The 23,639-nt window shown below is 38.3% G+C and carries 21 protein-coding genes and 1 tRNA gene; 6 read left to right on the top strand and 16 right to left on the bottom strand.

From position 1 onward, the window contains the following. Positions 1-58: 58 nt before the first annotated feature. From trpA to F3G91_RS04235, 7 genes are all read right to left on the bottom strand, one after another. On the bottom strand, positions 59-808 hold the full coding sequence (gene trpA, locus F3G91_RS04265; RefSeq protein WP_021086085.1) for a tryptophan synthase subunit alpha: 750 nt from the start codon (positions 806-808) through the stop codon (positions 59-61). Continuing rightward, entirely contained in the window at positions 801-1,982 is a 1,182-nt protein-coding gene (trpB, locus tag F3G91_RS04260) for a tryptophan synthase subunit beta (protein WP_103612001.1), read from the bottom strand. The genes trpA and trpB overlap by 8 nt, the downstream gene beginning before the upstream one ends. Continuing rightward, entirely contained in the window at positions 1,975-2,586 is a 612-nt protein-coding gene (locus F3G91_RS04255; RefSeq protein ID WP_149700808.1) for a phosphoribosylanthranilate isomerase, read from the bottom strand. Before F3G91_RS04255 ends, trpB begins: the two co-directional genes overlap by 8 nt. Then, positions 2,573-4,189, bottom strand: coding sequence for an anthranilate phosphoribosyltransferase (trpD, locus tag F3G91_RS04250; RefSeq protein ID WP_149700807.1), 1,617 nt, complete (start codon positions 4,187-4,189; stop codon positions 2,573-2,575). Before trpD ends, F3G91_RS04255 begins: the two co-directional genes overlap by 14 nt. Before the next feature lie 83 nt (positions 4,190-4,272). Continuing rightward, positions 4,273-4,845, bottom strand: a complete 573-nt coding sequence (recR, locus tag F3G91_RS04245; RefSeq protein ID WP_009294391.1) for a recombination mediator RecR — start codon at positions 4,843-4,845, stop codon at positions 4,273-4,275. Then, positions 4,842-6,098: an ArsS family sensor histidine kinase gene (locus F3G91_RS04240; protein ID WP_021086841.1), complete on the bottom strand. Its 1,257-nt coding sequence runs from the start codon at positions 6,096-6,098 to the stop codon at positions 4,842-4,844. Before F3G91_RS04240 ends, recR begins: the two co-directional genes overlap by 4 nt. Continuing rightward, positions 6,095-6,766, bottom strand: a complete 672-nt coding sequence (locus F3G91_RS04235; RefSeq protein WP_009294394.1) for a response regulator transcription factor — start codon at positions 6,764-6,766, stop codon at positions 6,095-6,097. Before F3G91_RS04235 ends, F3G91_RS04240 begins: the two co-directional genes overlap by 4 nt. A gap of 123 nt (positions 6,767-6,889) precedes the next feature. Here F3G91_RS04235 and dnaJ point away from each other — a divergent pair, with 123 nt between their 5' ends. Then, positions 6,890-8,032 carry a molecular chaperone DnaJ gene (gene dnaJ / locus F3G91_RS04230; RefSeq protein ID WP_149700806.1) on the top strand — a complete coding sequence of 381 codons (1,143 nt, stop codon included), beginning with the start codon at positions 6,890-6,892 and terminating at the stop codon, positions 8,030-8,032. 612 nt (positions 8,033-8,644) lie between these two features. On the opposite strand, the gene F3G91_RS04225 is transcribed toward dnaJ, so the two are convergent. Both F3G91_RS04225 and pyk read right to left on the bottom strand, forming a co-directional pair. Beyond that, the gene (locus F3G91_RS04225; RefSeq protein ID WP_188116795.1) at positions 8,645-9,496 is read right to left on the bottom strand and encodes an arginase family protein; all 852 of its coding nucleotides are present in this window, start codon (positions 9,494-9,496) and stop codon (positions 8,645-8,647) included. A 14-nt stretch (positions 9,497-9,510) separates the two neighbouring features. Next, the gene (gene pyk / locus F3G91_RS04220) at positions 9,511-10,974 is read right to left on the bottom strand and encodes a pyruvate kinase (protein WP_149700805.1); all 1,464 of its coding nucleotides are present in this window, start codon (positions 10,972-10,974) and stop codon (positions 9,511-9,513) included. 92 nt (positions 10,975-11,066) lie between these two features. Between pyk and F3G91_RS04215 the strand changes: the two genes are divergently transcribed. After that, entirely contained in the window at positions 11,067-12,128 is a 1,062-nt protein-coding gene (locus F3G91_RS04215) for a TRAP transporter substrate-binding protein (protein WP_103615660.1), read from the top strand. 64 nt (positions 12,129-12,192) lie between these two features. Here F3G91_RS04215 and F3G91_RS04210 read toward each other — a convergent pair whose 3' ends face one another. After that, complete coding sequence (locus F3G91_RS04210) at positions 12,193-13,395, bottom strand: molybdopterin molybdotransferase MoeA (protein ID WP_149700804.1); 1,203 nt, start codon at positions 13,393-13,395, stop codon at positions 12,193-12,195. A 136-nt stretch (positions 13,396-13,531) separates the two neighbouring features. Here F3G91_RS04210 and yedE point away from each other — a divergent pair, with 136 nt between their 5' ends. After that, positions 13,532-14,590, top strand: coding sequence for a YedE family putative selenium transporter (gene yedE, locus F3G91_RS04205; protein WP_149700803.1), 1,059 nt, complete (start codon positions 13,532-13,534; stop codon positions 14,588-14,590). Between the two features lie 117 nt (positions 14,591-14,707). Beyond that, a tRNA-Met gene (locus tag F3G91_RS04200) sits at positions 14,708-14,784 on the top strand. Between the two features lie 656 nt (positions 14,785-15,440). On the opposite strand, the gene F3G91_RS04195 is transcribed toward F3G91_RS04200, so the two are convergent. The 6 genes from F3G91_RS04195 to F3G91_RS04170 form a co-directional block, all read right to left on the bottom strand. Beyond that, a complete protein-coding gene (locus F3G91_RS04195; protein ID WP_149700802.1) occupies positions 15,441-15,698 on the bottom strand; it encodes a hypothetical protein in 258 nt (85 codons plus the stop codon). Continuing rightward, a complete protein-coding gene (locus tag F3G91_RS04190; protein ID WP_149700801.1) occupies positions 15,698-16,267 on the bottom strand; it encodes a GTP-binding protein in 570 nt (189 codons plus the stop codon). The genes F3G91_RS04195 and F3G91_RS04190 overlap by 1 nt, the downstream gene beginning before the upstream one ends. Positions 16,268-16,408: 141 nt before the next feature. After that, the gene (locus F3G91_RS04185) at positions 16,409-18,037 is read right to left on the bottom strand and encodes a hypothetical protein (RefSeq protein ID WP_149700800.1); all 1,629 of its coding nucleotides are present in this window, start codon (positions 18,035-18,037) and stop codon (positions 16,409-16,411) included. Positions 18,038-18,088: 51 nt separating this feature from the next. Further along, the gene (locus F3G91_RS04180; protein ID WP_149700799.1) at positions 18,089-18,361 is read right to left on the bottom strand and encodes a hypothetical protein; all 273 of its coding nucleotides are present in this window, start codon (positions 18,359-18,361) and stop codon (positions 18,089-18,091) included. A 68-nt stretch (positions 18,362-18,429) separates the two neighbouring features. Next, positions 18,430-19,755 carry an McrC family protein gene (locus F3G91_RS04175; RefSeq protein ID WP_149700798.1) on the bottom strand — a complete coding sequence of 442 codons (1,326 nt, stop codon included), beginning with the start codon at positions 19,753-19,755 and terminating at the stop codon, positions 18,430-18,432. Then, on the bottom strand, positions 19,736-21,445 hold the full coding sequence (locus F3G91_RS04170; protein WP_149700797.1) for an McrB family protein: 1,710 nt from the start codon (positions 21,443-21,445) through the stop codon (positions 19,736-19,738). The genes F3G91_RS04175 and F3G91_RS04170 overlap by 20 nt, the downstream gene beginning before the upstream one ends. A 164-nt stretch (positions 21,446-21,609) precedes the next feature. On the opposite strand from F3G91_RS04170, the gene F3G91_RS04165 reads away from it, so the two are divergent. Both F3G91_RS04165 and F3G91_RS04160 read left to right on the top strand, forming a co-directional pair. Further along, positions 21,610-23,097 carry a DUF2779 domain-containing protein gene (locus F3G91_RS04165; protein WP_188116794.1) on the top strand — a complete coding sequence of 496 codons (1,488 nt, stop codon included), beginning with the start codon at positions 21,610-21,612 and terminating at the stop codon, positions 23,095-23,097. A gap of 69 nt (positions 23,098-23,166) precedes the next feature. Then, positions 23,167-23,427 carry a DUF4143 domain-containing protein gene (locus tag F3G91_RS04160; RefSeq protein WP_223227811.1) on the top strand — a complete coding sequence of 87 codons (261 nt, stop codon included), beginning with the start codon at positions 23,167-23,169 and terminating at the stop codon, positions 23,425-23,427. Positions 23,428-23,639: the final 212 nt, after the last annotated feature.

The following is a 23,639-nucleotide window of genomic DNA, read 5'->3' as shown; positions in this document are numbered from 1 at the left end:
AAATGCGCGTTAATTATACTTTGGCTTTACTAAATTAGCTATAAATTTATTAAGCATTTTAAAAGAGTTTATCGACCTCTTTAACTAGCTCCTTTGCGCTAAATTTAGCACAAAGCTTGACTATTTGCGTGCCTATGATCGCAGCGTCAGCATATTTTTTCACTTCGCTAACATCATCTTTATTTTTGATGCCAAAGCCCACAGCCACTGGCAGATCGCTCTTTTTCTTAAGCTCTAGGACTAAATTTTTTATCCTATCTTCATCAGCTCTTTTTGAACCGCTAACGCCGATAGCACCTAGCACGTAGATAAATCCTGAGCCAAATTTTAATATCTCATCCGCCCTGCCCCCAGAGGTGACACTTATAAGTGGCACAAGGCATAAATTTAGCTCCTTGCATTTTAGAGCAAACTCCTCGCACTCCTCACAAGGCAGATCCGGCACGATAAAGCCGCTAACTCCGGCTTCACGTGATCTTTTTAGAAATTTATCAACGCCATAAGCAAAAATGATGTTGTAATAAACCAGAAAAACAAGTGGCTTTGTCACTTTTGCCTTGCAGCCCTCAAGCATGTCAAAGACAACGTCGGTATTTACGCCACTTTGAGCTGTCTCAAAGCTAGCTTGCGCGATGAGTTTGCCATCAGCCAGCGGGTCAGAGTACGGGATGCCGATCTCAAGCAGATCAAGCGTGCTTTCATCTAAATTTTCTAAAAATTCCTTCGTTTTTTCTAAGCTTGGATAACCAGCCACGATGTAGCCGATATTTGCCTTTTTGCCGTTAAATGCGCTTCTTACCTTATCCATAAATTTTTCCTTTTTCGTAGCCGATGACTGTGTTTATGTCCTTATCGCCCCTGCCTGAGATATTTACGACGATGACGCTTTTTTTATCGAGTTTTGGGCAAAGCTTCTCCAGATACGCCACCGCATGCGCGCTCTCGATGGCTGGGATGATGCCCTCCATCTTGCTTAGAAAATACAAGGCATTTATGCACTCATCGTCGGTCACGGCTTCGTATCTTACCCTTTTGATGTCGTTTAGATGGGCGTGCTCTGGACCTATGCCTGGGTAGTCTAGGCCTGCTGAGATGCTATGCACTGGCGAGATCATGCCGTATTCATCTTGCAAGACCGTCGTTTTCATGCCGTGGATGATGCCGGTTTTGCCTTTGCTAAGCGTAGCTGCGTGATAAGGCGTATCTATGCCAAGGCCGCCAGCCTCGATACCTACTAAATTTACGCTCTCATCGTCCAAAAACGCACTAAAAATGCCAATAGCATTGCTGCCGCCACCAACGCAAGCGATGACGTAATCAGCCTTTTTGCCGTAGTCTGCAAGCTGAGCTTTGGCCTCTGTGCCGATCACGCTTTGAAAGTCACGCACGATCTTTGGATATGGGTGTGGGCCAACGGCTGAGCCAATGACATAAAACGCGCTCTCTATCTCATTTACCCACGCTTGTATGGCCGCTGTGGTCGCCTCTTTTAGTGTTTTTAGCCCGTCTTCTACGCTCACCACCTTTGCACCAAGAAGCTGCATACGAAAGGCATTTAGCTGCTGTCTAGCCACGTCTGTTGCGCCCATATATACGTCACACTCTAAGCCCAAAAGTGCCGCTGCAGTCGCTGTTGCCACGCCGTGCTGACCAGCTCCAGTCTCAGCTAAAATTTTCTTTTTACCCATTTTTTTAGCAAGCAGTGCTTGAGCAAGAGCGTTATTTATCTTATGCGCACCAGTGTGGTTTAGATCCTCACGCTTGAGGTAAATTTCATGTCCGTAGTGCTCGCTTAAGCGCTTTGCAAAAAAGAGCGGACTAGGCCTACCAACGTAGTTTTTCAAAAGATCATCAAGCTCGTCTTTAAACTCTTTTGTCTTTGCGATGCTCTCATAAGCATTTTCTAGCTCATCAAGGGCAAACATCACAGTCTCAGGCACGAACTGCCCGCCAAATTTTCCAAAATACGCCTTACTATTCATCTTCTACCTCACCTATGATCTTTAAAATTCTCTCTATCTTTTGCGCATCTTTTATGCCATTTTCGTCTTCGACTTTGGAGTTGATATCGACTAGATATGGCCTAAATTTCAGCGCTTCTTTTATATTGTGCTCGCCTATACCCCCAGCCATGCCAAATTTAAATTTAACCTCTTTTAAAATTTCCCACTCAAAGCTAGTGCCATTTCCGCCAGCATTTTCGCCCTTGCAGTCAAAAAGCACCATGTCAAAATGCTTAAAATCAACCTCTGGCAAGCTATCTTTCACGCTAAAAACCTGCCAAATCTCAAGCCCCATATCTTTTAAATTTGCATGCAAATTTTCACTGATCGCTCCATGCACCTGAGCCACGTCAAGACCAGCAAACTGGCAAATTTCCATTATCTCGCAATCACTTTGCAAAGCAAAAACACCAACTACTTTTTTGCCCTTGCTGTGAGCAAATTTGGCTATCTGCCTAGCTAAATTTGGCTCGACCTTTCTTTTGCTTTTGGCAAATATCAGCCCGATAAAATCAACATCCAAAGCGCAAACCGCACTCGCCTCATCTAGCGTTTTGATGCCACAAATTTTAACTAGCGCCATTAGCCCCAGCCTTTATAAACTCTTCAAAAAATTTATACGCCTTACCAGAATTTATAGCCTCTAAAACCATTTTTTTGGCCTCGTCTGGGCTCTTTGCGCCATCAGCTGCGTAAAGTGCAAACATCGCGTTAAAGACCACGATGTCAAATTTCGCCCCCTGCTCCTCGCCTTTTAGCGTGCGTATCAAGGTTTTAGCGTTTTCTTCAGGTGTGCCACCCTCTATGTCACTGTGAAGCGCTCTTTTAAAGCCAAATTGCTCTGGCGTGATGCTGTATTCAAAAATTTCGCCATTTTTTAGCTCCACAACGCTTGTTTCACTGCAAAGCGTGATCTCATCAAGCCCGTCATCGCCGCGAACGACCAAAGCGTGCTTTCTGCCAAGGATCTTAAGCGTCTGGGCGTAGAGTTTTAGGACAGGCTTATGATAGACGCCAACTAGCTGATTTGTAAGGTTTAAATTTGGATTTAAAAGCGGTCCAAGCACGTTAAAAACGGTTCTTATGCCAAGTCTTTGGCGCACTTCTCTCACCTCACCAACTAGCGGATGGAAAAATGGTGCGTGGAAAAAGGCTAAATTTTTACTAGCTAAATTTTCACGCTGTTTTGCCAGTGATTTTTCACTTTTTACGCCTAAAATTTCAAGCACATCAGAGCTGCCAGACTTGCTTGAAACTGCCTTGTTACCGTGCTTTGCGACCTTTATGCCAAGGCTTGCAAGGATAAATGCCACTGTAGTTGAGATATTTATCGTCTTAAAGCCATCGCCGCCAGTACCGCAAAGATCGATCATAGGCGTATCATCGCGGTAGGTTTGCGAGTATTTTAGGATATTTTTCGCAAGTGCAGCAAGGCTTTTTGGGTAAAGGCTCTTTTCGCTAATTAGCACTAAAAGGGCTGAAAGCTGCACGATCTCGTACTCTTTGCTGGCTATTATCTCGCAAATTTGCTCAAAGTCGCTATCATCAAGCGGGATGTTTTCTTGAAGCTTGATAAGATATGGCTTAAGTGAGCGGATTTTTGGCTCTTTAGCCTCATCTTTAGCCTTGTAATTTACAAAATTTTCAACGATCTTTTTGCCGTATTGCGTGAAGTAGCTCTCAGGGTGAAACTGGATGCCAAAGATCGGCTTATCTTTTACGCTAAGCGCCATAACCACGCCATCATCACTCACCGCATCAGCGCTTAAGCTAGCTGGGAGCTCATCGACATAAAGCGAGTGGTAGCGCATAACTTCAAAACGATCAGGCAGCCCTGCAAATAGTGGCTCTTTATTTTTCACGTCGATAAATGAGGTCTTGCCGTGAAGTGGGTCGTCTAGTCTTTTTATCTTTGCACCAAAACTAAGCCCTATGGCTTGGTGTCCAAGGCAGATGCCAAGCACCGGCACGCCAAGGTCTGCTTTTAAAATTTCTAAACAAACTCCGCTATCTTTTGGGTGCTTTGGTCCTGGGCTTAGGATGATCTTACTTGGGTTTAGTTTTTTGATCTCTTCAAGCGTTATCTTGTCGTTTCTAACGCATCTAACCTCTTCGTTTGTGAGCTCCTTTACGTACTGCTCGACGTTGAAGACAAAACTATCGTAGTTATCTATAAGTAAAATCAATCTCTATCCTTTTAAATTTAGTGGCAATTGCGCGGACTAAATATTATAAATTTAGGTGAGATTATAACTAAAAGAAATTTTAATTAGGCTTTTGTGCGGCTCTCGTAGGCTTTTAAGAGTGAGAGCATATCGACATTTTCTAAATTTACACCAGTTGGCACGCCTTGAGCGATCTTGCTAAATGAAATTTCACTCATGCCAAGCTTATCCTCGACGTAAAGCATGAGCGCGTCTGAATTTAGCCCCGGCGTAAAGGCAAAGACGACCTCTTTTGAGCCATTTTGCTTGATCGCACTTCTTAGCCTCTCTATGGCGTCCTCGTCGATCTCGTCAAGCACGAAGTAAAGGCCATTATAAATGCCATTTTGTTCAAAAACCAAGATATCTTTTGGGCTCTCAACTAGCAAGATGACCTCGCTGTCCCTGCTCTCGTCACTGCAAATGTCGCAAATTTCATTTTCGCTTAGCCCACCGCAACGCTCACAACGCTTGATAAACCTTACCGCGTCTTCGATATTTTGCGCGAGCCTTAGCCCTGCAAAACTATCTTGCATGCAGACAAAGTAGGCAAATCTCGCGGCTGATTTTTTACCGACACCTGGTAGCTTAGCAAAAGACTCAGTTAGCTCGTTAAATTTCTCTAAGCCCCTTTTCATGCGCGTTTTGCCTTTGCTCGAAGTAAAATTTTAAAGACGTGATAGCCATCCTCGTAGTCGTAAGCAAGCTCAAATTTTTGCATCTGGCAAATTTGCTCGATGATGTAAAGTCCAAGCCCCATGCCACTTCCAGCACTCACCTTGTCGCCTCTCACAAAGGCTTGTTTGTAGTAGTCGATAGGGTGATTTAGCTTTTTGCCTAAATTTTTAACCGCTATAAATTCGCTATCGCAGATCAAAATGGCTTTCTTGTCCTCTGCGTATTTTAGGGCATTGTCTATCAAATTTTTAATCGCCAAACTAAAAAGCTGAAAATCCACTCTTAATATGACGTCGTCCCTAATATCACAGCTCACTCGCTCTTCAAATTTATCAAGCATGAGCATGTCTTGCACCTGCTCTAAAATGAGCGAAAAATGGCACTCTTGATAGTTTAGCGCGTAGCTTTTTGAAAGAAGCTGCTCGACTTTGCTAAATTCATTTATAAGCATCTCGAGGCGTTCAAAAACGTTTATGAGCCTCATCTTTTGAGTGTCGTTTGCGACCATCTCAGAGACGATCCTACCTTTACCAATAGGCGTCTTTAGCTCATGCATGATCGCACGTAAAAATAGCTGCCTTGAGCGAATTAACTCCCTGATCTTGCAAACGGCGTTGTCAAATTCAACTGCGACCTGCCCGATCTCATCTTGCTCGTTTTCATTTAGCCTAGCAGTCATCGCCATCTCCATGTTTCCGCTGGCAAATTTTCTGATATCTTTACTAAGTCTTCTAAGCGGTAAAAGGCTTCTAAGCACCGAGACATAAAGCGATATGAGCAGAGCCGAAATGATCAAAAATGCTACCCAAAGCGGGTCATTTACGTGTCTTGCGTCGTTACTCTCAAGTAGCAGCTGAAAAGATGGATTTTTGATGAGCAGATACAAATCGCCTTTGTAATTAACAGACTGCATCATGCCAAGAGGCGTGTGCTGCGTAAAAATGGCGTTTCCGCTTGTAGTAACAGAGGTGGCTAAATTTTTGTTGCCGACATATTCTAGGTTGAAATTTTTAAAGTAGTGCTCCAAATCTCTTGGAGGATTGCCACGCTCGTAAAGCGCCACAAGGTAGTTCATAGCGCTTATTTGCTTGTCTTTTAGCTTCTCAAGCGCACTTTCTTGCTGAATGTTTGCAAATGTCACAAAGAGCAAGCACATCAGCGAGAAAGCGATGGCAAAGATGATAGTTATCTTGGTGGTTATGGAGTATTTCATCCGATAAGCTTATATCCTATGCCTCTAACTGAAAAAATATGTTTTGGCGCTTTTGAGCTGTCGCCGATCTTTGTTCTAAGGCGTCCGATGATGACATCTAAGCTCTTTGAGTCCTTGTCTTTTAGGCTCTTGCAGTTATAAACTAGCTGCTCGCGAGATACTGAAAAGCTATGCTGTTTGATGAGATAGGTTAAAATTTCATACTCAGCTGGTGTAAGCGCAAGGGCTTCATTATTAAAGTAAATTTCATGGCGCTTGTCGTCTATCCTAAATGCGCTATCAACGACCTCCTCTTGCACTTCATTTGTCTTTTTATATCTTCTAATAAGACTTGTGATACGAGCATACATCTCTTTTGGATCGTATGGTTTTGGCAAATAATCATCCGCTCCAAGCTGAAGTCCAACTACCTTATCGCTGATGTCACTGCGTGCTGAGCTTATGATGATAGGGATGTCGTATTTTTGGCGAATTTCTTTGCAAACCTCAAGCCCGTCTATGCCTGGCAAAGTAAGGTCAAGTATGAGCAGGTCATAGTTTTTTATGCCGGCACTTAGTCCAAGATATGGATCTTCAAAGTTAGTCACTTTTATATTAAAACTATCAAGATATTCAGATAAAATTTGTGCAAATTCTGGATCGTCTTCTATCATTAAAACGTTAATCATAAATCATCCTTTTCATTGAAAAATAGTAGAGATTATACGGCAAAAATGTAAATTTTTTTTTAAATTTAAACTTTTTTGGATAAAATCTCACATTTAAAATAAGCTTAATAAACAAGGAAAAATGTGGAGTTTGATTATTACGAGATCCTTGAAATTTCAAGAAATGCAAGTGGCGACGAGATAAAAAAAGCCTTTAGAAAGCTCGCTTTAAAATACCACCCAGACAGAAACGCTGGCGACAAAGAGGCTGAGCAGAAATTTAAACAGATAAACGAAGCCTATCAGGTCTTAAGCGATGAGCAAAAGCGCTCAATATACGACAGATACGGCAAAGAAGGGCTTGAGGGTAGGTTTGGCAGTGGCGGTGGCTTTAGCGCTGATTTTGACCTTTCAGACATTTTTGACTCGTTTTTTGGTGGCGGTTTTGGCGGTGGCTCTAGACAGAGAAAGAGGCGAAGCGAAAAATACTCAGCAGATCTTGAAATTCCTATAAATTTAGAGTTTAATGAAGCTGTTTTTGGCTGCGAAAAAGAGATCAAATTTGATCAAAAAGTGCCTTGCCCAACATGCAACGCAACAGGCAGCAAAGACGGCAAAAACAAAACTTGCCAGCACTGCGGCGGAAGCGGCAGGATCACACGTGGAAATGGCTTTATGAATATCGTTCAAGAGTGCCCATACTGCCACGGATCTGGCGAAGTGATAAGCGAGCCATGTCCTGATTGCAACGCAAAAGCCTATAAAATCCAGAAACAAAGCGTCAAGATCACGATCCCAGAGGGCGTTGATAGTGGCATGAGGATGAGGGTCGCTGGCAAAGGCAACATCGGTGCAAACGGCGTTCAAGGCGATCTTTACGTGAGCATAAATGTAAAAGAGGACAAGCACTTCATCCGCCACAATGACGATGTTTATATAGAAATTCCAGTCTTTTTCACCCAAGCCGTTCTTGGCGAGAGCATAAAGATCCCAACACTTCGCGGTGAAACCGAGCTAAAACTGCCAGTTGGCGCGAAAGATAAGCAGCAATTTATCTTTGAAAATGAGGGTATCAAGGGCGTAAATTCACGCAAAAAAGGCAGACTTGTAGCTCAAATTTCTATCCAAACACCTGATAAACTAAGCGACGAACAAAGAGAGCTTTTAAACAAGCTTCAAGCTAGCTTTGGCATAGTTTCAGGCAAGTCAAGCACCGATGAGAGCGTCTTTGATAAGATAAAAAGCTGGTTTAAAGGCGACGAGCCAAAAGGCAAAAAGAAAAAATAAATTTAGATTTGTGACGCTAAATTTGGCGTCACAAAATCTTTAAAAATCTTATTTGAATGCGATTATACAACTATACCAAAGCGCAAAATTCTAGTAAATTTTAAAATTTCATGAACGAGTAATTTCGGCTCTAAAATTTGAGCTAAGCGGTAAGCGAAGCCAAATTTTAGTAGCCAACTCTTGCGAGTAAGTGGAATTTTAAAATTTGATAATTAAAGTTTTTAAAAACTTAAAGTTTTGTTTTTATCCAAAAGGGAGACAAGGGGACTCGAGTTACGGTCTGCTTGCAGTTGCGAGCCTGCGAAGCAAAGCCGTCCCCTTATCCCCCTTTTTAAATCCCCTAAACCCCTCGCACGTTAGAGGTGGCATGCAATTGTGCTAAAGCACTGCATGCGGTTTTTGCACAAAAAATTCTATCAAATTTTAAAATTTCATGAACGAGTAATTTCGGCTCTAAAATTTGAGCTAAGCGATAAGCGAAGCTAAATTTTAGTAGCCAATTCTTGAGAGTGAGTGGAATTTTGAAATTTGCGATTATGAACTAAAAATATTTAATTTTATAAAAAAGCTAGAGTAAATTTTAAAATCGCAAAAATGCAAATTCCCCCCCCCTCACTCAGTAAAAATTTTCACTTTATTAAACATTTGATGCATTTTATATGCGTCAAAGGGCATATATTCGGCGATACTAAAACCAACCACGTCAGCTTTTTGTGAGATGAGAGATAAAATTTCACTTAGCTGATCAAATTTCATTTTTCCGCCTCCAGAGCCATCCCCACCAGCATCTGGGTCTGCAAAATATGTCGAGTGGAAAAACTTTTCATCAAGCACATCTATATCAAAATGAACGAGAATTTGATCAAATTTAGCTATGAAATTTTCTATTTTTTCGTTTGAGATAAATTTATCACTTTGCACCTCATAATCCACGCCTGCCTCGTCCAAAAAGGCTTTTTGGTAGCTATGTAGCCCCTGCAATCCCACGTAAAGCACCTCATCTGCTCTAAATTTCTTATTTTTAACAAGAGATAAAAGCTCTGCATCACCATTTCCCAAAAGCGCTCCAAGCACCATGGCATGAGCCATAGGATAGCCGTCTTTTGGCGTTGAGACGTCTGGATGTGCGTCTATCCAAATGATACCGACATTTTCATACCTGCCCTTTAGATAGTCAAACGGAGCAAGTGAGACAAAACATGTGCCGCCGATCGTTATGATCTTACCTGGATTTTCGCTAGAAATCTTGTCTGTGGCATCTTTTACGCCAGCTACGACGTCAGCTCTAGCGTAAATTCCATCCACGATCTCTTTTTCTTTGCCATCAGGCGGCGCGATATCTAGCTTTATCAAGGGTTGATTTGCATTTTGTGGCAAGATATGCTGAAGCAAATTTGCACCAAAGTGATAGATCGGCAGGCCGCCACTTAGGTAGTCTGGATAGAGTAGCCTTATAGTTTTCATAAATTTACTCCGATCTACTTTTGCTCGCCATTTTTCGCAAGGTCTAAGTAATAATCAAGCTGGTCGCGTCTGATGATGCGTATGAGGTTTGTGCTGCCCTCTACGCCTGTTGGGTGGCCAGCTGTGACGAGATAGGTCTTGTCATGCTCGACGTATCCAGCGTCGTAAGCCTTTTTGATGACATTTGCAAGAAGGACATTTAGCTTTGTCTTTTCAAGCACTAGCGCTGGCGTCACACCCCAAGCAAGGGTAAGCATGTGAGCTGTCTGCTCGTCGTGTGCGATAGCGATGATGTCGATACTTGTGCGGTTTCTAGCTAACTTTATGGCTGATTTGCCTGAGCCTGTGATAGAGAGTATCGCATTTGCCTTGATGCGAACAGCTAGCGAAGCTGCGCTATTTGCGACCATATCTGTCTCGTCTAAAAAGTCAAATTCGTCAAATTTATTGTATGGATAGATGCTTTGCGTTTGTATGATCGTTTTGCTCATCGCCTCTACAACTGCGACTGGGTTTTTGCCGATCGCGCTCTCCTCGCTTAGCATAACTGCGTCAGTGCCGTCTAGCACAGCGTTTGCCACGTCACTGATCTCCGCTCTTGTAGCAGTTTCATGCTCAGCCATGCTTAGCATCATCTGAGTTGCTGTGATGACTGGCTTGCTGGCTGCATTTGCCTTTTTGATGATGAGCTTTTGTATGGTTGGCACCTTGTAAAATGGCACTTCTATACCAAGATCGCCACGAGCTACCATGATGCCATCGCTCTTTGCGATGATATCATCTATGTTTTCAACCGCGTCAAATTTCTCTATCTTAGATAAGATAGCCGCACGTGAACCAAATTCTTTTAAGATATTTCTCGCTTTTATCACGTCATTTGCGTCTTGCACAAAGCTAATGGCGACGAAATTTACCCCGTGTTTTGCGCCAAATTCCATATCCTCTTTATCTTTTGGCGTGATGATTTCGATACCAAGGGCGGTATTTGGGAAATTTACCCCTTTGTTTGAGTTTAAAATTCCGTCATTTTCGATGATGGTTTTTACCACATCTTTGCCCTCGCCTATAACTCTTGCTCTGATCGAGCCATCGTAGAGATAGACGTACTCGCCAGCCTTTAGCATAGGTAAAATCTGAGGTTGATTTAGGCTCACTCTATAAACGCCCTTTTCGATCTTTTCGCCCACGATATCCTCTGCGTAGATGCTAAGCTCATCGCCAGCTTTTAAGTAAAATGGCTCGCTAAGCTTGCCAACTCTGATCTTTGGACCGCAGATATCTTGCAAGATGCCTATGCGTTTGTTTAGTCTTTTTTCGATGTTTCTGATTTTGTCGATGTTTGATTTGTGGTATTCGTGTGTTCCGTGGCTAAAATTTAAACGAAAAACATTAACCCCTGCTTTAACCATCGCTTCCATCGTCTCTTCGTTGTCACTTGCTGGCCCTAAAGTCGCTACAATTTTCGTCTTTTTTATCATTTTTATGCCCTGTAATTTGATTTTTGCGATTATAACACATTTTAATAATGTAAATTTTTTGTATAATATGCAAAATTTTTAAAGGAGAGAGTATGAATAAATTTTTATTAGCATCTCTTGGCCTAGCGGCTCTTGCTTGCGCTGCCATGGGAGATGACAAAGTCTATAAGCTCAAGCTTGCAACCTCATGGGAGAGCACTATGCCAGTGCTTGGTGACGTGCCAAAAGAGCTAAAAGAGAAAGTCGAAAAGATGAGTAACGGCCGCATCGAGATCAGGATCGACTACCCGTCAAAGCACAAGTCACCTTTTGCGATGCTTGACTTTGCAAAGAGCGGTCAATACGACATCGGCTACACAGCTAGCTACTACTATAAAGGCAAAGACCCTAAGACTATGTTCTTTACAGCAACACCATTTATGATGAATACCGACGAGCAAACAGCTTGGTATGAATTTGGCGGCGGCAAAGAGCTAGAGGCGAAAGTTTTCGACCCATATAACATCAAAATTTTTAGAGCTGGCAACACCGGCATGCAAATGGGCGGCTGGTTTAAAAAAGAGATCAAGTCAGTTGATGATATCAAAGGCTTAAAGATCAGAATTCCAGGCTTTGGTGGTGAAATTTACGCTAAGCTTGGCGCAAATATCAACACTATCCCAACTGGCGAGCTTTACATGGCACTTGAGATGGGCACTATCGACGCTGTCGAGTGGGTTAGTCCAGCTTATGACATGGCGCTTGGCTTTCACAAAGTGGCAAAATACTACTACACAGGCTGGCAAGAGCCAGATGGTGAAACCCAGTTTTTCTTCAACAAAAATGCGTATGAAAAACTTCCAGACGATCTAAAAGCTATCTTTGAAGCAGCTGCTGCTGAAGTAGCAAGAGATGTGAATACTAAGGTATTTTACGCAAATGTAGAGTACTGGGACAAGATGAAGGCTGAGTACCCAGACATCCAAGTAAAATCTTTCCCACCAGAGGTCATCGCAGCTCTTAAAAAGGCTACAAACGAGCTACTTGATGAAGAGAGCGCAAAAGATCCACTATTTAAAGAGATCGTCGAGTCTCAAAGAGCTTTCCTCAAAAAAGCAAGAGAGTGGACTAAAATTTCTGACTACGCTTACATCAAAACAAACGAAGAGGAATAACCACAGCAGGGAGCTCTCCCTGCTTTTTACTCTAAATTTTAATTTTACCCTTAGCAAGGCATCTTTAATAGCAAGGCATCTTTAAAACTTCTACCACTTCACCTTTTGCGATAAATTCTGTCTCTTTTGGGATGATAAGCAGTGCAGCTTCGTTTGTTAGGTTATTTACGATCGCCGAGCTACCAAGCTTTTTACCGTTTAAATTTACAAAAATTTTGCCATCTCTGTTTTCTAAATTTACCGCTGTAAATTCCAAAAATGGCGAGCGTTTTTTGTAGTCTTCGTCCATTATCGCCGTGATCTTTGGCTCTTCTTGGCTAAACCAAGTGTTTATAAGCACTCTTACATAAAGCACGCACATAACCATCGCCGAATACGGAAATCCCGGCAGCGCAAAGATATATTTGTCGCCTGATTTTGCCACTCTGATATGGCGGCCTGGTTTTATCGCAGCGCCCTCGATAATAAGCTTGAAATTTTCATTTAAAGCGCCCTTTACAAAGTCATAGTCTCCCATGCTGATACCACCAGTAGTCACTAAGATATCGGCTGATTTTAGCGCATTTATGATCGCTTTTTCGACAAGCTCAGCCTTATCTCTTACAATCTCGCAGATGATCGGCTCTGCGCCCATTTTGCGTATCTGCATAGCGATACCTACGTGGTTTGAGCTGTGAATTTGCGCTGGACTATCAAGAGGCTCGCCAAGGTCTTTTATCTCGCTGCCAGTTGCTAGTATCGCCACTCTTGGGCGGATAAAAACGCTTACGTGAAAGACGCCAAGCTCGGCAAGAAGCGCTATCTCAGCGTATGTTAGGCGCGTGCCTTTTTTTATTAAAATTTCGCCTTTTTTGTAGCTCTCGCCCACTGCTCGCACGGCAAAGCCCTTTGACACGCTCTTTTTGATGATTATTTTTGAGCCGCTAACCTCGACATTTTCAACTGGCACAAGAGTATCAGTGCCCTCGCTCATTAGCGAGCCGGTGAAGGTTTTGACGCATTTGCTGCCCTCTACATGTAGCCCTTTGTCACTACCTGCTGGCAGATCTGTGATGAGCTCAAGCTCACTTAAGCCCTCTTTAAAGGCAAAAGCGTAGCCGTCCATTGCCGAAACTGGCTTTGCTGGGTAGTTTTCAGTAGCTGTGACATCATAGGCGATATTTCTATCAAGCGCATCTGTGATAGCTACTTTTTCGACCTTTTCCCACGCATTTATCGTATCTTTTAGAATTTTCAGGCTATCTGCATAGCTCATAAAATCTTTCATCATTTATCCTTTTTATGAAATTTTTGCATATTTTAGCCACTTCTGTTTTACAAAAAATTAATCTTTGTTTTATTTAATGATTATTAAAATGTCGTTTAAGAAACCGGTCGGGTTTTACCTTTACACAGGAATTTACATGAACAAGACATTACTTTACATCATCGCAGGTGCGAGCCTTGGCATACTTGCTCCAGTGCTCGTTCATTTTGGCAACCCAGCAAACATGGGCGTTTGCGCGGCTTGCTTTTTACGAGATAGCATGGGTGCGCTTGGCTTTCATCAGGCAAAAGTCGTGCAGTATCTAAGGCCTGAAATTTTAGGACTTATCATCGGAGGCTTTTTAGCTAGCGTGCTTTGGAGTAGAAATTTCACTCCAGTGTCTGGTAGTGCGGCATTTTCTAGGTTTTTCTTAGGCGTGTTTGCGATGATAGGCTGCCTTATATTTTTAGGCTGCCCTTGGAGAGCGTTTTTGCGTCTTGGAGGCGGAGATATGACCGCTATTGCTGGCGTAGTTGGCCTATTTGCTGGAGTCTTTGTGGGACGAACTTTTAAGAAAAATGGCTACGTTTTGCCAGAGAGCGAAACCACAGCAAAGGCGATAGGATTTTTGCCAACTATCATCGCGGTTTTGCTTTTGATAGCACTTATCTTTGGTCTAAAACTTGGCGAAAATGGCGCATTATTTAGCTCAGCAAAAGGCCCAGGTTCACAGCATGCAAATTTATTTATCTCACTTATTTGTGCTATCATCATCGGCGCATTTATGCAAAGAAGTAAATTTTGTTCAGTGGGCGCAATAAGCAAAATTTTCGAGCGTGACTTTTCGATGTTTTATGGCGTCATCTCTATCATCGTCTGCGCAAGTATCACAAATTTAGTGCTAAATCAATACAAATTTGGCTTTGAAGCTCAGCCTATCGCTCACAATGATATGCTTTGGAATTTCCTTAGTATGACGCTCGCTGGTCTTTGCTTTAGCTTAAGCTACGGCTGCCCTGGCAAACACCTAGTGCAGATGGGAGCTGGAAATTTAAGCTCAGGTGTATTTGTTTTAGGCATGGGAGCAGGTGCTGCGATAAGTCATAACTTTGTCTTAGCAAGCTCAGGAGCTGGGATCACACCTTATGCCCCGTATGCCGTAGTGATCGGCTTTATCTACGCTATTTACGTTGGATTTTTCACTAAAAAAGCTTAACTGAATTTGGCTGCTCTTTGCAGTCAAATTTGCTTTTTTATATATAAAATTTGAGTGAGATAAATTTTAGCTAAAAATAAGTTCTTAGGTTGTATAATCCAAAACTTATTTTAAGTTGTCACGGTAGCTCAGCTGGTTAGAGCGCTGGTCTCATAAGCCGGAGGTCGGGAGTTCAAGTCTCCCCCGTGACACCATAAATACCTAAACTACGATGTTTCTACAATATTATATTGCAGTCACCTTTCATTAAATATAGCTTAATGTTTGTAGCAAAATAAAAATTTATGTAGCAAATTTTTAAGCTTGTTGTAATTTTAGCACGTTTTTTTATAAAACCACAAAAACTAATCATATATAACTGTACAATTAATACAAGTTCTAGAATTCATATTTCTAGTTTTAGTGAAATTTTCCAAATTAAAAATACACATCTACATGTTTAATCCAAATTTTTACATTTATTTTAAATCTACTAATCAAAATTTATTTATAGCAAAGGCTACTCCTATCAAAAGCAATGATATGAATGAGATATCATCGAGCCGTTACACAAAAAAGGTCTTTATATAGAGAAATGGTTTATAATAAGCAACATAGGATAGCTAGTAGAACATGACTTCGAGTGTGTAGGAGATAACTACCTAGCAAATTTCACGATTAATGTACACACATAATCTATGGCAACGTTATATCTATGCGATTATCATAGATAAAAAATAAGGCATAGCCTACTTTAATGATCAGTTTATTTTAAAAAATCTCTTTATATAAATAGACAATGGTAAATAGGTAATTTTTAGATGAATTTTAATTGATACAATACTTAAAACAGCGGTTTCAAAGAGTTGTCTTATTTAGTCTTAGTAGCATTACGTTCTGATATCAATTTTTTAAATTTTTCCATATCTTGTTTATCTAACTCCATATAGTGTGATTTTAATGCCAAATCAGAAATACCAATATCGACCAAATCTTGATTGGTTATATTCCAAGCGTTAATATTTTCTACAAAATATTTTTGATTTTTTCCAGGAACAGTTACATAGTTATAAATATAAAAAGGCGTTACTATTAAAAACATAATTAGAAAAACAACAAATAACTTCATTACGCTACCTCCACATCCTGCCTAATATTTTTTTTGCCACAATGTTTCATACCTTGAATTAATGCATTTCTAACCTCATCTCGTTTTTGTCTGCTTAGAAACGTAAGTGATTGAGAACCAAACGAACCTGTTACACTTAGATTATACCTGGCATGTTTTTTAGTATATTTTTTACCTTTTTCTCCATGAGTTGTAGACCATCTTTGTGTATCAAGATATACTCCTTCTATATCACGCAAATCTACATCCTGTGTCCAAAATAGTTTAAAAAAAGGTACCAAAATAATAAATGCTATGATGGAATTAGAAATATCAACCGCAGGACATGTAAATAAATTATTTTTGGTATTAATTTTATATGTCAAATTTGCAAAATATATTTTTATTAGCAAAAAAATATATGCAAATCCATAGAATGAAAGTATGGCTGTTTTAATAACTTGAGGGCAATTTAAAAAAGTAATCCCTGTTAGCGTTATATACAAACCAAACAAAAACGGTATTCCAGACCACTTTATGAATACCCATACTCTAAATATAGCAGTTTGCACATCTCTGACAACATACATTTATTTGTCCCTCTCCATTTGTCTATTTTATAAAAACACTCAAAAAGATACTTATTTAGCAAAACTAAACATGCTGTTTAAAAACCCAGACAAGGTCTCATAAACATAAACTGCCTTATCTGGAATTTAACTATATTTTTACTACTTAAAAAATACTTCATCATTAGCTAGGTCTTTAACAAAAAGCCTAGTTGCTTTATTTTTATCTACTTTAAAAATAACTACCGTTCTAATATAGTCATCCAACACTTCTAGCTCATCGCCATTTTCCTCAATTTCATATTCATTAGCTGCGCCTTCAGATGTATTTTGCCAAAATGTTTGAGGTAAATAAAGATAGGTTTCACCTCCTTCTGGCGATAACATAGAGTCTACACCATCCTCGTTAGCACCCATGCCAAACGATAACTCTATACTATGAGCTAAATATTTCATACCGCCGTCTACTATTTCATCCATATTTTTATTTTTTACATTTATAGAATAGACGCTTTTTCCACCCCAGAAAACCATGCTGTATATACCGTTCTCTAAGCTTCTATTGTTAAATGACACTAGTCTTTTTAGGTCTATCTCCGAATGACCTTCTCCATTGCCTTGTTCACACTCCACACCTTCAAAATTAATGGGCTCATCTTCCTCCATCCATGGCGTATTCTCATGGCAAATATTGTCTGGTGTTGCGGTAATAATATCATACACCTCTCCACTATCAGCACCAATAATTTCCACAAATTTATCGTAAAACTCATCAGCATCATTTGTCTTATTATATGCCTCTTGTATTTCCTTTGCTTTTTCGCTATCAAACCTACCTATTGCTATTTCTCCGCCGAGTAATCGCCCATTAGAATCTAAACGAACTGTAGAGGATATATCATCTTCGTAGCTCTCATTGCATTGTTCCTCTTCATCATCATATTCAACTCTAAACTCCTCAAAACTAATTTCTGTAGGATCTATTTCACCACTTGCTATCTTTTCTTTATATAGTGCTTTTAGGTCAGGTTTTAAGCTTTGTTTAAACTCCTCAAAACTAATTTCTGTAGGATCTATCTCACCACTTGCTATCTTTTCTTTATATAGTGCTTTTGGATCTGGTTTTAGTTGCTCTTTAAAATCCTCAAAGCTTAACTCTGATGGATCAATTTCACCACTTATGATTTTTTCTTTATAAAGAGACTTTACATCTTTTGTCTGAGATATAGGTTTTAGTTCTTTTAAAAATACCTGCTCCGTTTTACTAAAAGACTCTAAATTTTTAGGATCTGAAGCTATTTTAAACGCTTTATTTAATACTTCTGATTCATTATGATCTTCACCTGCAACAGCAACTAGTCGAGAAATCAAGATATACTTTGACAAGAAAGGCAAGACAATTCCTTGTATAAATTTATCGTCTTTTGTTGTAAAATGAATATAATTCATATCTGCACAGTTGTCACTCTTTAGGAATATTTTACGATTTATTGGAGTACTTACAGAAATACTATCTATATCATTAAGTCTTATACCTTCTTTGCTGGTAAAAGCATCGCAGTATACTTTTTTGTTGGTAAAAAAGAAACCTTTTTTTGCGCTTCCAAAAACAGTATCATCAAATAAAAAAACAATAGGCTCATTGTTTTCAATATTTGAGTATTCTTTTTTGGCATTTTCTATTTTTTTATGATACTTAGTATCATCGTTTTCATTATTGAAAAACAAAAAATAGCGCTTGATATCAGAGAACCAAGGTTCGCCAGAAAACATATTTAAAATATTTAACATTATCTATCCTTTATAAGATTTTTTAATTTTATCAAAAATTTATTTTTAGAACTACCTAATAATAGTTTTTAAAAATTCTAGTCCCGAAGCTATAGTCTTAAAAGCTTCATGGTCTCCATTTTTCAACCGGTCCAAATTGGGATAATACACTAATGGCAAAAATGCCATAAAAAATACATGTATCTTTTTGTGTATATTATCGTCTATTTTATCAGTCTTATCACGCATTTGCTTTAAAAGTTTGGTCGTATCATCAGTTAGTTTATTTAACCTAAAATCAGCTATTAGTTTATCTATTTGCCCAACCAGTTCATTGCTTTGCATTTTACTCTCCTTTGTAGTTGTATTAATGAAATTATAATATATATTTAAGACAATTTTATGTCTTTAAATTAGTAAATATACTCTTTTATTCTAGAAATAAATTCATTTTCTTTGATTTTGATCTCATCGATGCTAGGTTCGTTTAAATTTGTAAGTTCTATGCCATCTACTATAAATTTGGTATTTAAATTTTCAAACCAAGAGTGGCTATGGCAACCATCCCTACTAAATTTATCCATAGGATATAAAAGCCCTCCAGCTATGACGCTTTTGCCTTGGTTTTGATAGTAGCTCATATATGTATTTATCTGAAAAAAGTCATTTCTATCAACATCACCTAGTCCGTATTGATCCTTGCCTAGCATACTCATACGCTTATATTTGGTATCAAACACGAGTACCTTATCGCCGTTACTCATAACTATATCAGGAATGATCTTTCTTGCAAAAAATTTATCTTTATAAAGCTCTATTTTTGGGCTAGTTACACTCCAGTCCTTAAACTCTTTTTGTAAAAGCTTGCGTATATAGGTCTCAAAAAGCTCAGCCACATCTACCAAAAAGCCTAAATTTTGCTTGCCATTGCTTTTGGTGCCGGTATCTTCGTTTTCTATGATTAGTTTTGCGTATTCTAAGACTTTTTTATATGGGGCGTAGATTGGATTATGCAGTGCTTTTGAATTTAAGGCATTGTGTATGACATTAGGCGTTACAAGTCTTGGTTCCTTTATCTCGTTTAGATAGCATAAAGCGTTTATGACCGGTTTTATCAGCTCTTTACTCTCTTTTTGCACTATCTTTAATGCTTTATGTAAGAGCAAAACTATATCGCCTATATCTTGTCTCTCTCTATTTATGCTAGATATTTTGCCAGCAAATGGGACGTCTTTTTTTATAAATTTAGCCATATCGACTTTGCCCATAACCTTTGCTTCACGATAGCTTTTGTCTTTATATTCTTTAGGCAGTCCAAGTAAAAATGCGCGCTCTAGCGCTTGTATAAAGAGATAATAGATGACAATCCTTGACAGATTTTTCTTAGCATCTATGGATTTGCCAAGCGATACGTCATCTACGTAAATATCATTTGCAAAATTTAGCATCCGCTCTAAAAATTTATTTGAAAATCTAGAGTTTATCTCTATATCTATGCCATTATGGCTAAAGCTTCCTATGAAATTTCCAGTTTGCACGTAAAGCCCATCATTTTGCTTTTTTGTGCTAATGATAAACTCATCTTCTTTTTCTTTGGAGTCTGGCAAAAAAGAGAGAAATTTACCACCATTCGCCACGTACTCACTTAGAGTTAGTTCAAATTCCGTCTTTTCTTTCTTTTGTAGTTTTTTATCTTGCTCGTAATTCCCGAAAAAATTATCATTTATTACTATTGCCATATTTATCAATCAGCTTTGTTTTCATGTCATTTAAACGAGTTTCTATATCTTTACCGCTATACTGAGTTCTTAAGTACTCTTTTAAAAGCGGGCTTATATGTCCTTCCCAGAGCTTGCTTATCTCTTTTTTGCTTAAATTTTTTGGTTTTAGGAAATATGAATGCCCAAGTTCGTAGCTGTCATCCAGCCCTAATCCTTTATCGCTAGTTATATACTCATTTATATCTTTGCAAAATTCTACATATGTTTCAAGTTTATCCTCGCTTGATTTATCAAAATGTTCAGCTATTACATCATAATTGCAACCATACCTTTTCCAAACAAATCTTCTTCTAAGCGCCATATCAAAGCTATCTATGCTTTTATCTATATCGTTCATTGTGCCGATGAAGTATAAATTTTCAGGCACTCCAAAGTAGCCTTCGCCGACTTCATCTATATAAACAGCGTGTTTTTCATTATCCCAAAGCGATGAATTTGCTGTTTTGACTAGCATGCCTTGTAAATTTTTGCCCTCATATCTTAGTCTTTTATCCTCTTCAAGACACAAAAGTAGCTCACCAAAGACCCTTGAAAGCTCAGCTCTATTTATCTCATCAGCTACGAAGTAATATTTTTTGAGTTCTTCTTTGCCTTCTTGGCTATTTTTTAAATTTTTAAAAGCATCTATACACATCTGCTTAAATACGCCATTTCTTAACTCAAATTTCATTGCTCCATTTTCTATACCAATAGGCTTTACGCCGTCCATGAAGTCCTCGTAGCTATAGCTTGGATGAAACTGAACTATTTTATATTCGTGATTTTCTTCTATTAGTTTTCTAGCCTCTATGGTTTGTTTGGTTTGATATGTTTTGCCAGTGCCCGGAGCACCGTAAAGGATGATATTTTTAGACTCAAAGTCTATGCCACCGCTCCAGATATTTTTTACTCTATCATCATAAAAAATATTTTCTTTTAGATTCTTCTCATTTTTTAGGGCATTTTTAAGTCCCTTTTCTATATCTTTTAGTTTCTCATCAATATCATAAGTATCATCGATATTATCAGAATCTACTTTACAGTATTTACTCTCAAAGGTAGCTACGATAGCTTCCTTGTGAGCATTACTTATTATCGGCATATAATTTTTCGGATCAAAAAGATGAAGCAAGGCGTTATACATTGAAGCTGTTTTTTTATTTTCTTTTATGGCGATACTATTTCCAAGTTCTTTTAGGATGTCTATTTCTTTGCCATTTTCATCATTTTCTAAATATTTTTTTAAAAATCTTATTATATAAGCAAGCTCAAATGCTTTATTGATATTATAATAAGTACCAGCTGTTGCAAATCCAACGAAATTTCCTAAAAACGAATTAGGATCTCCGTGTATCAATTCTTCTTTATTAAAATTCTTTAGAAAAAATACAATACTACCTTTTCTGTCTGCTGTTTTAGGTGGTAATCTCCAAAGCCAAATGATATTTGCCATAAGATCTATCACATCATCATCATCATTAGCATCTTTTAGTTGTTCTTTTATCTTTTCATCAAAATCTTTGTCGCTAGTATCACCTTTTTCTACAAAATGATTAATCAAAAACTCCACATTGCCTTTATTTAAAATTTCTTTATCTGTAAAAATAGATTTTTTGTTTTTTAAAAATGTCTTGTTAAAATCATTAAACATATCTATATAAGTTGCCATTTTTTTCCTTAAATTGTGTGATCTAAATAAAATATATAATGCAATTATTATCTATTTTTCTAGACTTTTGATGTCTTGTTTTTATGCTAAAATTAAAAACAGTGTTATTTTATTTAAATATAGATTAAATAAAACATAATAATTGCTTAACAAGAGGTAAAATAATGAGTAATAAATTTTTATCAAAATCACTCTATGTAAGAGGTCTTCAGTGTCCAAAATCACTATGGCTTAAAAAATATAAATCTGATGTTTTAGAACAAAATACGGATCCTAATATATTTGAGACTGGGAATATGGTAGGAGAGCTTGCTTGTGAACTATTTAGTGGCGGCAAAAGGATAGATTTTGATGGGAGTAGTTTTAATGACAAGATAGATCAAACTAAGAAATTCATAAAAGATGGTGAGAAAATAATATATGAAGCTACATTTTGCTTTGATGAAATTCTCGTAATGGTAGATATCTTACAGATCATTGATGGAAAATTAATCATAAACGAAGTAAAAAGTAGCACGAGCCTATCTGATGTTTATATAGATGATGCCAGCATTCAATATCATGTTATTAGTTCATTGGGATATGAAGTAAAGCGAGTCAATATAGTCTATCTAAACAATCAATACATTCGTAGCGAGAAGTTAGAACTAGATAAGCTTTTTGTAATAAATGATGTAACAAACCAAATTTCACTCATGCAAGGCGAAGTTATTAAAAACATCAAAAAATTAAAAGAGACTATAGATGACGACGTTGAGCCAAATTTAGACATAGGGGCTCACTGTTTTAAACCTTATGAATGCGATGGGATGAATTACTGCTGGCAAAGGCAAAGAAATATATCTGATGAAATTTCCGTATTTAATATCACAAGAATTAATAAACAAAAAGCAACCGAACTTTATCAAAATGGGATAGTAAATATTACCGACATTAAAAAGATGGATACCTTTAATGCAAATCAGCAAATACAGATAAACGCCCAAATTAGTGGAAAAGAATTTATAAATAAAACAGCGATTAGAGAGTTTTTAAGCACGCTTAGCTATCCACTCTATCACCTTGATTTCGAGACATTTCAACAAGCTGTACCAGATTTTATAGGTATTAGACCATATGAACAGATACCTTTTCAATTTTCTATACATAAAGATTATGGCAATGGTAAAACGGAGCATCTTGGATTTTTAGCTGAGGCAGGAGCTGACCCAAGATATAAATTAGCATTAAAATTAATTGAGTACATCCCACAAGATGCTTGCGTATTAGCTTATCATGCTAGTTTTGAAAAAGGAGTAGTGCAAAATTTGGCCTCATTTTTTCCACAATTTTCTTCTCATCTAATGAATATATATGGCAATATCAAAGATCTTGAGACGCCGTTTGCAAAGAAATTTTATTACCATCCAAAAATGTGCGGAAGTTCATCGATAAAGAAAGTTCTACCAGCTATAGTACCTAACTTTAAGGATGCGTATGCAAATTTGAATTTAATCCATAACGGTGGAGAGGCAATGAATGAGTACGCAAAGCTAAACAACAAGACTAAAGCAGAACAAGATATGGTTAGAAAAGCGCTTTGGGAGTATTGCAAATTAGATACACTAGCTATGGTTAAGGTTTTAGAAAAGCTGTATGATGTAGCAAAATAGGCATATAGATATCTGACACTAGAGCAAAACTATAGTAACCAAATTGGCTTTTAAATTACTAACTCTAAAATGCACCCAGCATTCATAAAAACTATATTCATTGGAGAATTTTGCTTATGCATAGACTTTATCCTTGAGATATCAGGTAAGCTCATAGCCATAGAGGTCAAATCCTCAAAAACTATCAGCAAAGATGACTTTAAGCATATCTACCATCTAAAAGAAAATTTACAAAGTAAATTTGATAAGGGCATAGTTTTTTATACTGGAGATGCGGCTATGAAGCTAGATGATGATATGTTTGCATTGCCGTTTGGTTTTATGGGGTAAGAGATGGCCAATAATTTGGTTTCTATAACAGCTTACGATAATCTACCTTCTCAAACCATCATACTCTGACTTCACATCCTGATCTTTGTGTTCTGCTACACTTGATGGTTGTTTTGTTTGCTCTGCTCCAAAGTTACTGTCAAGTCCTTGACCATATAACTCTTGATTTGTTATTTTTAGTGAGCCAAATGATATATGATCATTTGCTAGAG

It is taken from the genome of Campylobacter concisus, from assembly GCF_902460715.1.
Lineage (GTDB): Bacteria > Campylobacterota > Campylobacteria > Campylobacterales > Campylobacteraceae > Campylobacter_A > Campylobacter_A concisus_AK.
The sequence above is the reverse complement of the archived record's forward strand: the minus strand, read 5'-3'. Positions and strand labels throughout refer to the sequence as shown.

Bases quoted from the DNA above. Each gene is read 5' to 3' on its own strand.
- F3G91_RS04195 (WP_149700802.1), bottom strand. From the start codon at position 15,698: ATGAAGTTATTTGTTGTTTTTCTAATTATGTTTTTAATAGTAACGCCT.
- F3G91_RS04225 (WP_188116795.1), bottom strand. From the start codon at position 9,496: ATGAAAACTATAAGGCTACTCTATCCAGACTACCTAAGTGGCGGCCTG.
- F3G91_RS04180 (WP_149700799.1), bottom strand. From the start codon at position 18,361: ATGCAAAGCAATGAACTGGTTGGGCAAATAGATAAACTAATAGCTGAT.
- F3G91_RS04170 (WP_149700797.1), bottom strand. From the start codon at position 21,445: ATGGCAACTTATATAGATATGTTTAATGATTTTAACAAGACATTTTTA.
- F3G91_RS04255 (WP_149700808.1), bottom strand. From the start codon at position 2,586: ATGGCGCTAGTTAAAATTTGTGGCATCAAAACGCTAGATGAGGCGAGT.
- F3G91_RS04235 (WP_009294394.1), bottom strand. From the start codon at position 6,766: ATGATTAACGTTTTAATGATAGAAGACGATCCAGAATTTGCACAAATT.
- F3G91_RS04160 (WP_223227811.1), top strand. From the start codon at position 23,167: ATGCACCCAGCATTCATAAAAACTATATTCATTGGAGAATTTTGCTTA.
- F3G91_RS04175 (WP_149700798.1), bottom strand. From the start codon at position 19,755: ATGGCAATAGTAATAAATGATAATTTTTTCGGGAATTACGAGCAAGAT.
- F3G91_RS04240 (WP_021086841.1), bottom strand. From the start codon at position 6,098: ATGAAATACTCCATAACCACCAAGATAACTATCATCTTTGCCATCGCT.
- F3G91_RS04210 (WP_149700804.1), bottom strand. From the start codon at position 13,395: ATGAAAGATTTTATGAGCTATGCAGATAGCCTGAAAATTCTAAAAGAT.
- F3G91_RS04190 (WP_149700801.1), bottom strand. From the start codon at position 16,267: ATGTATGTTGTCAGAGATGTGCAAACTGCTATATTTAGAGTATGGGTA.
- yedE (WP_149700803.1), top strand. From the start codon at position 13,532: ATGAACAAGACATTACTTTACATCATCGCAGGTGCGAGCCTTGGCATA.
- trpA (WP_021086085.1), bottom strand. From the start codon at position 808: ATGGATAAGGTAAGAAGCGCATTTAACGGCAAAAAGGCAAATATCGGC.
- F3G91_RS04185 (WP_149700800.1), bottom strand. From the start codon at position 18,037: ATGTTAAATATTTTAAATATGTTTTCTGGCGAACCTTGGTTCTCTGAT.
- F3G91_RS04165 (WP_188116794.1), top strand. From the start codon at position 21,610: ATGAGTAATAAATTTTTATCAAAATCACTCTATGTAAGAGGTCTTCAG.
- pyk (WP_149700805.1), bottom strand. From the start codon at position 10,974: ATGATAAAAAAGACGAAAATTGTAGCGACTTTAGGGCCAGCAAGTGAC.
- trpB (WP_103612001.1), bottom strand. From the start codon at position 1,982: ATGAATAGTAAGGCGTATTTTGGAAAATTTGGCGGGCAGTTCGTGCCT.
- F3G91_RS04215 (WP_103615660.1), top strand. From the start codon at position 11,067: ATGAATAAATTTTTATTAGCATCTCTTGGCCTAGCGGCTCTTGCTTGC.
- recR (WP_009294391.1), bottom strand. From the start codon at position 4,845: ATGAAAAGGGGCTTAGAGAAATTTAACGAGCTAACTGAGTCTTTTGCT.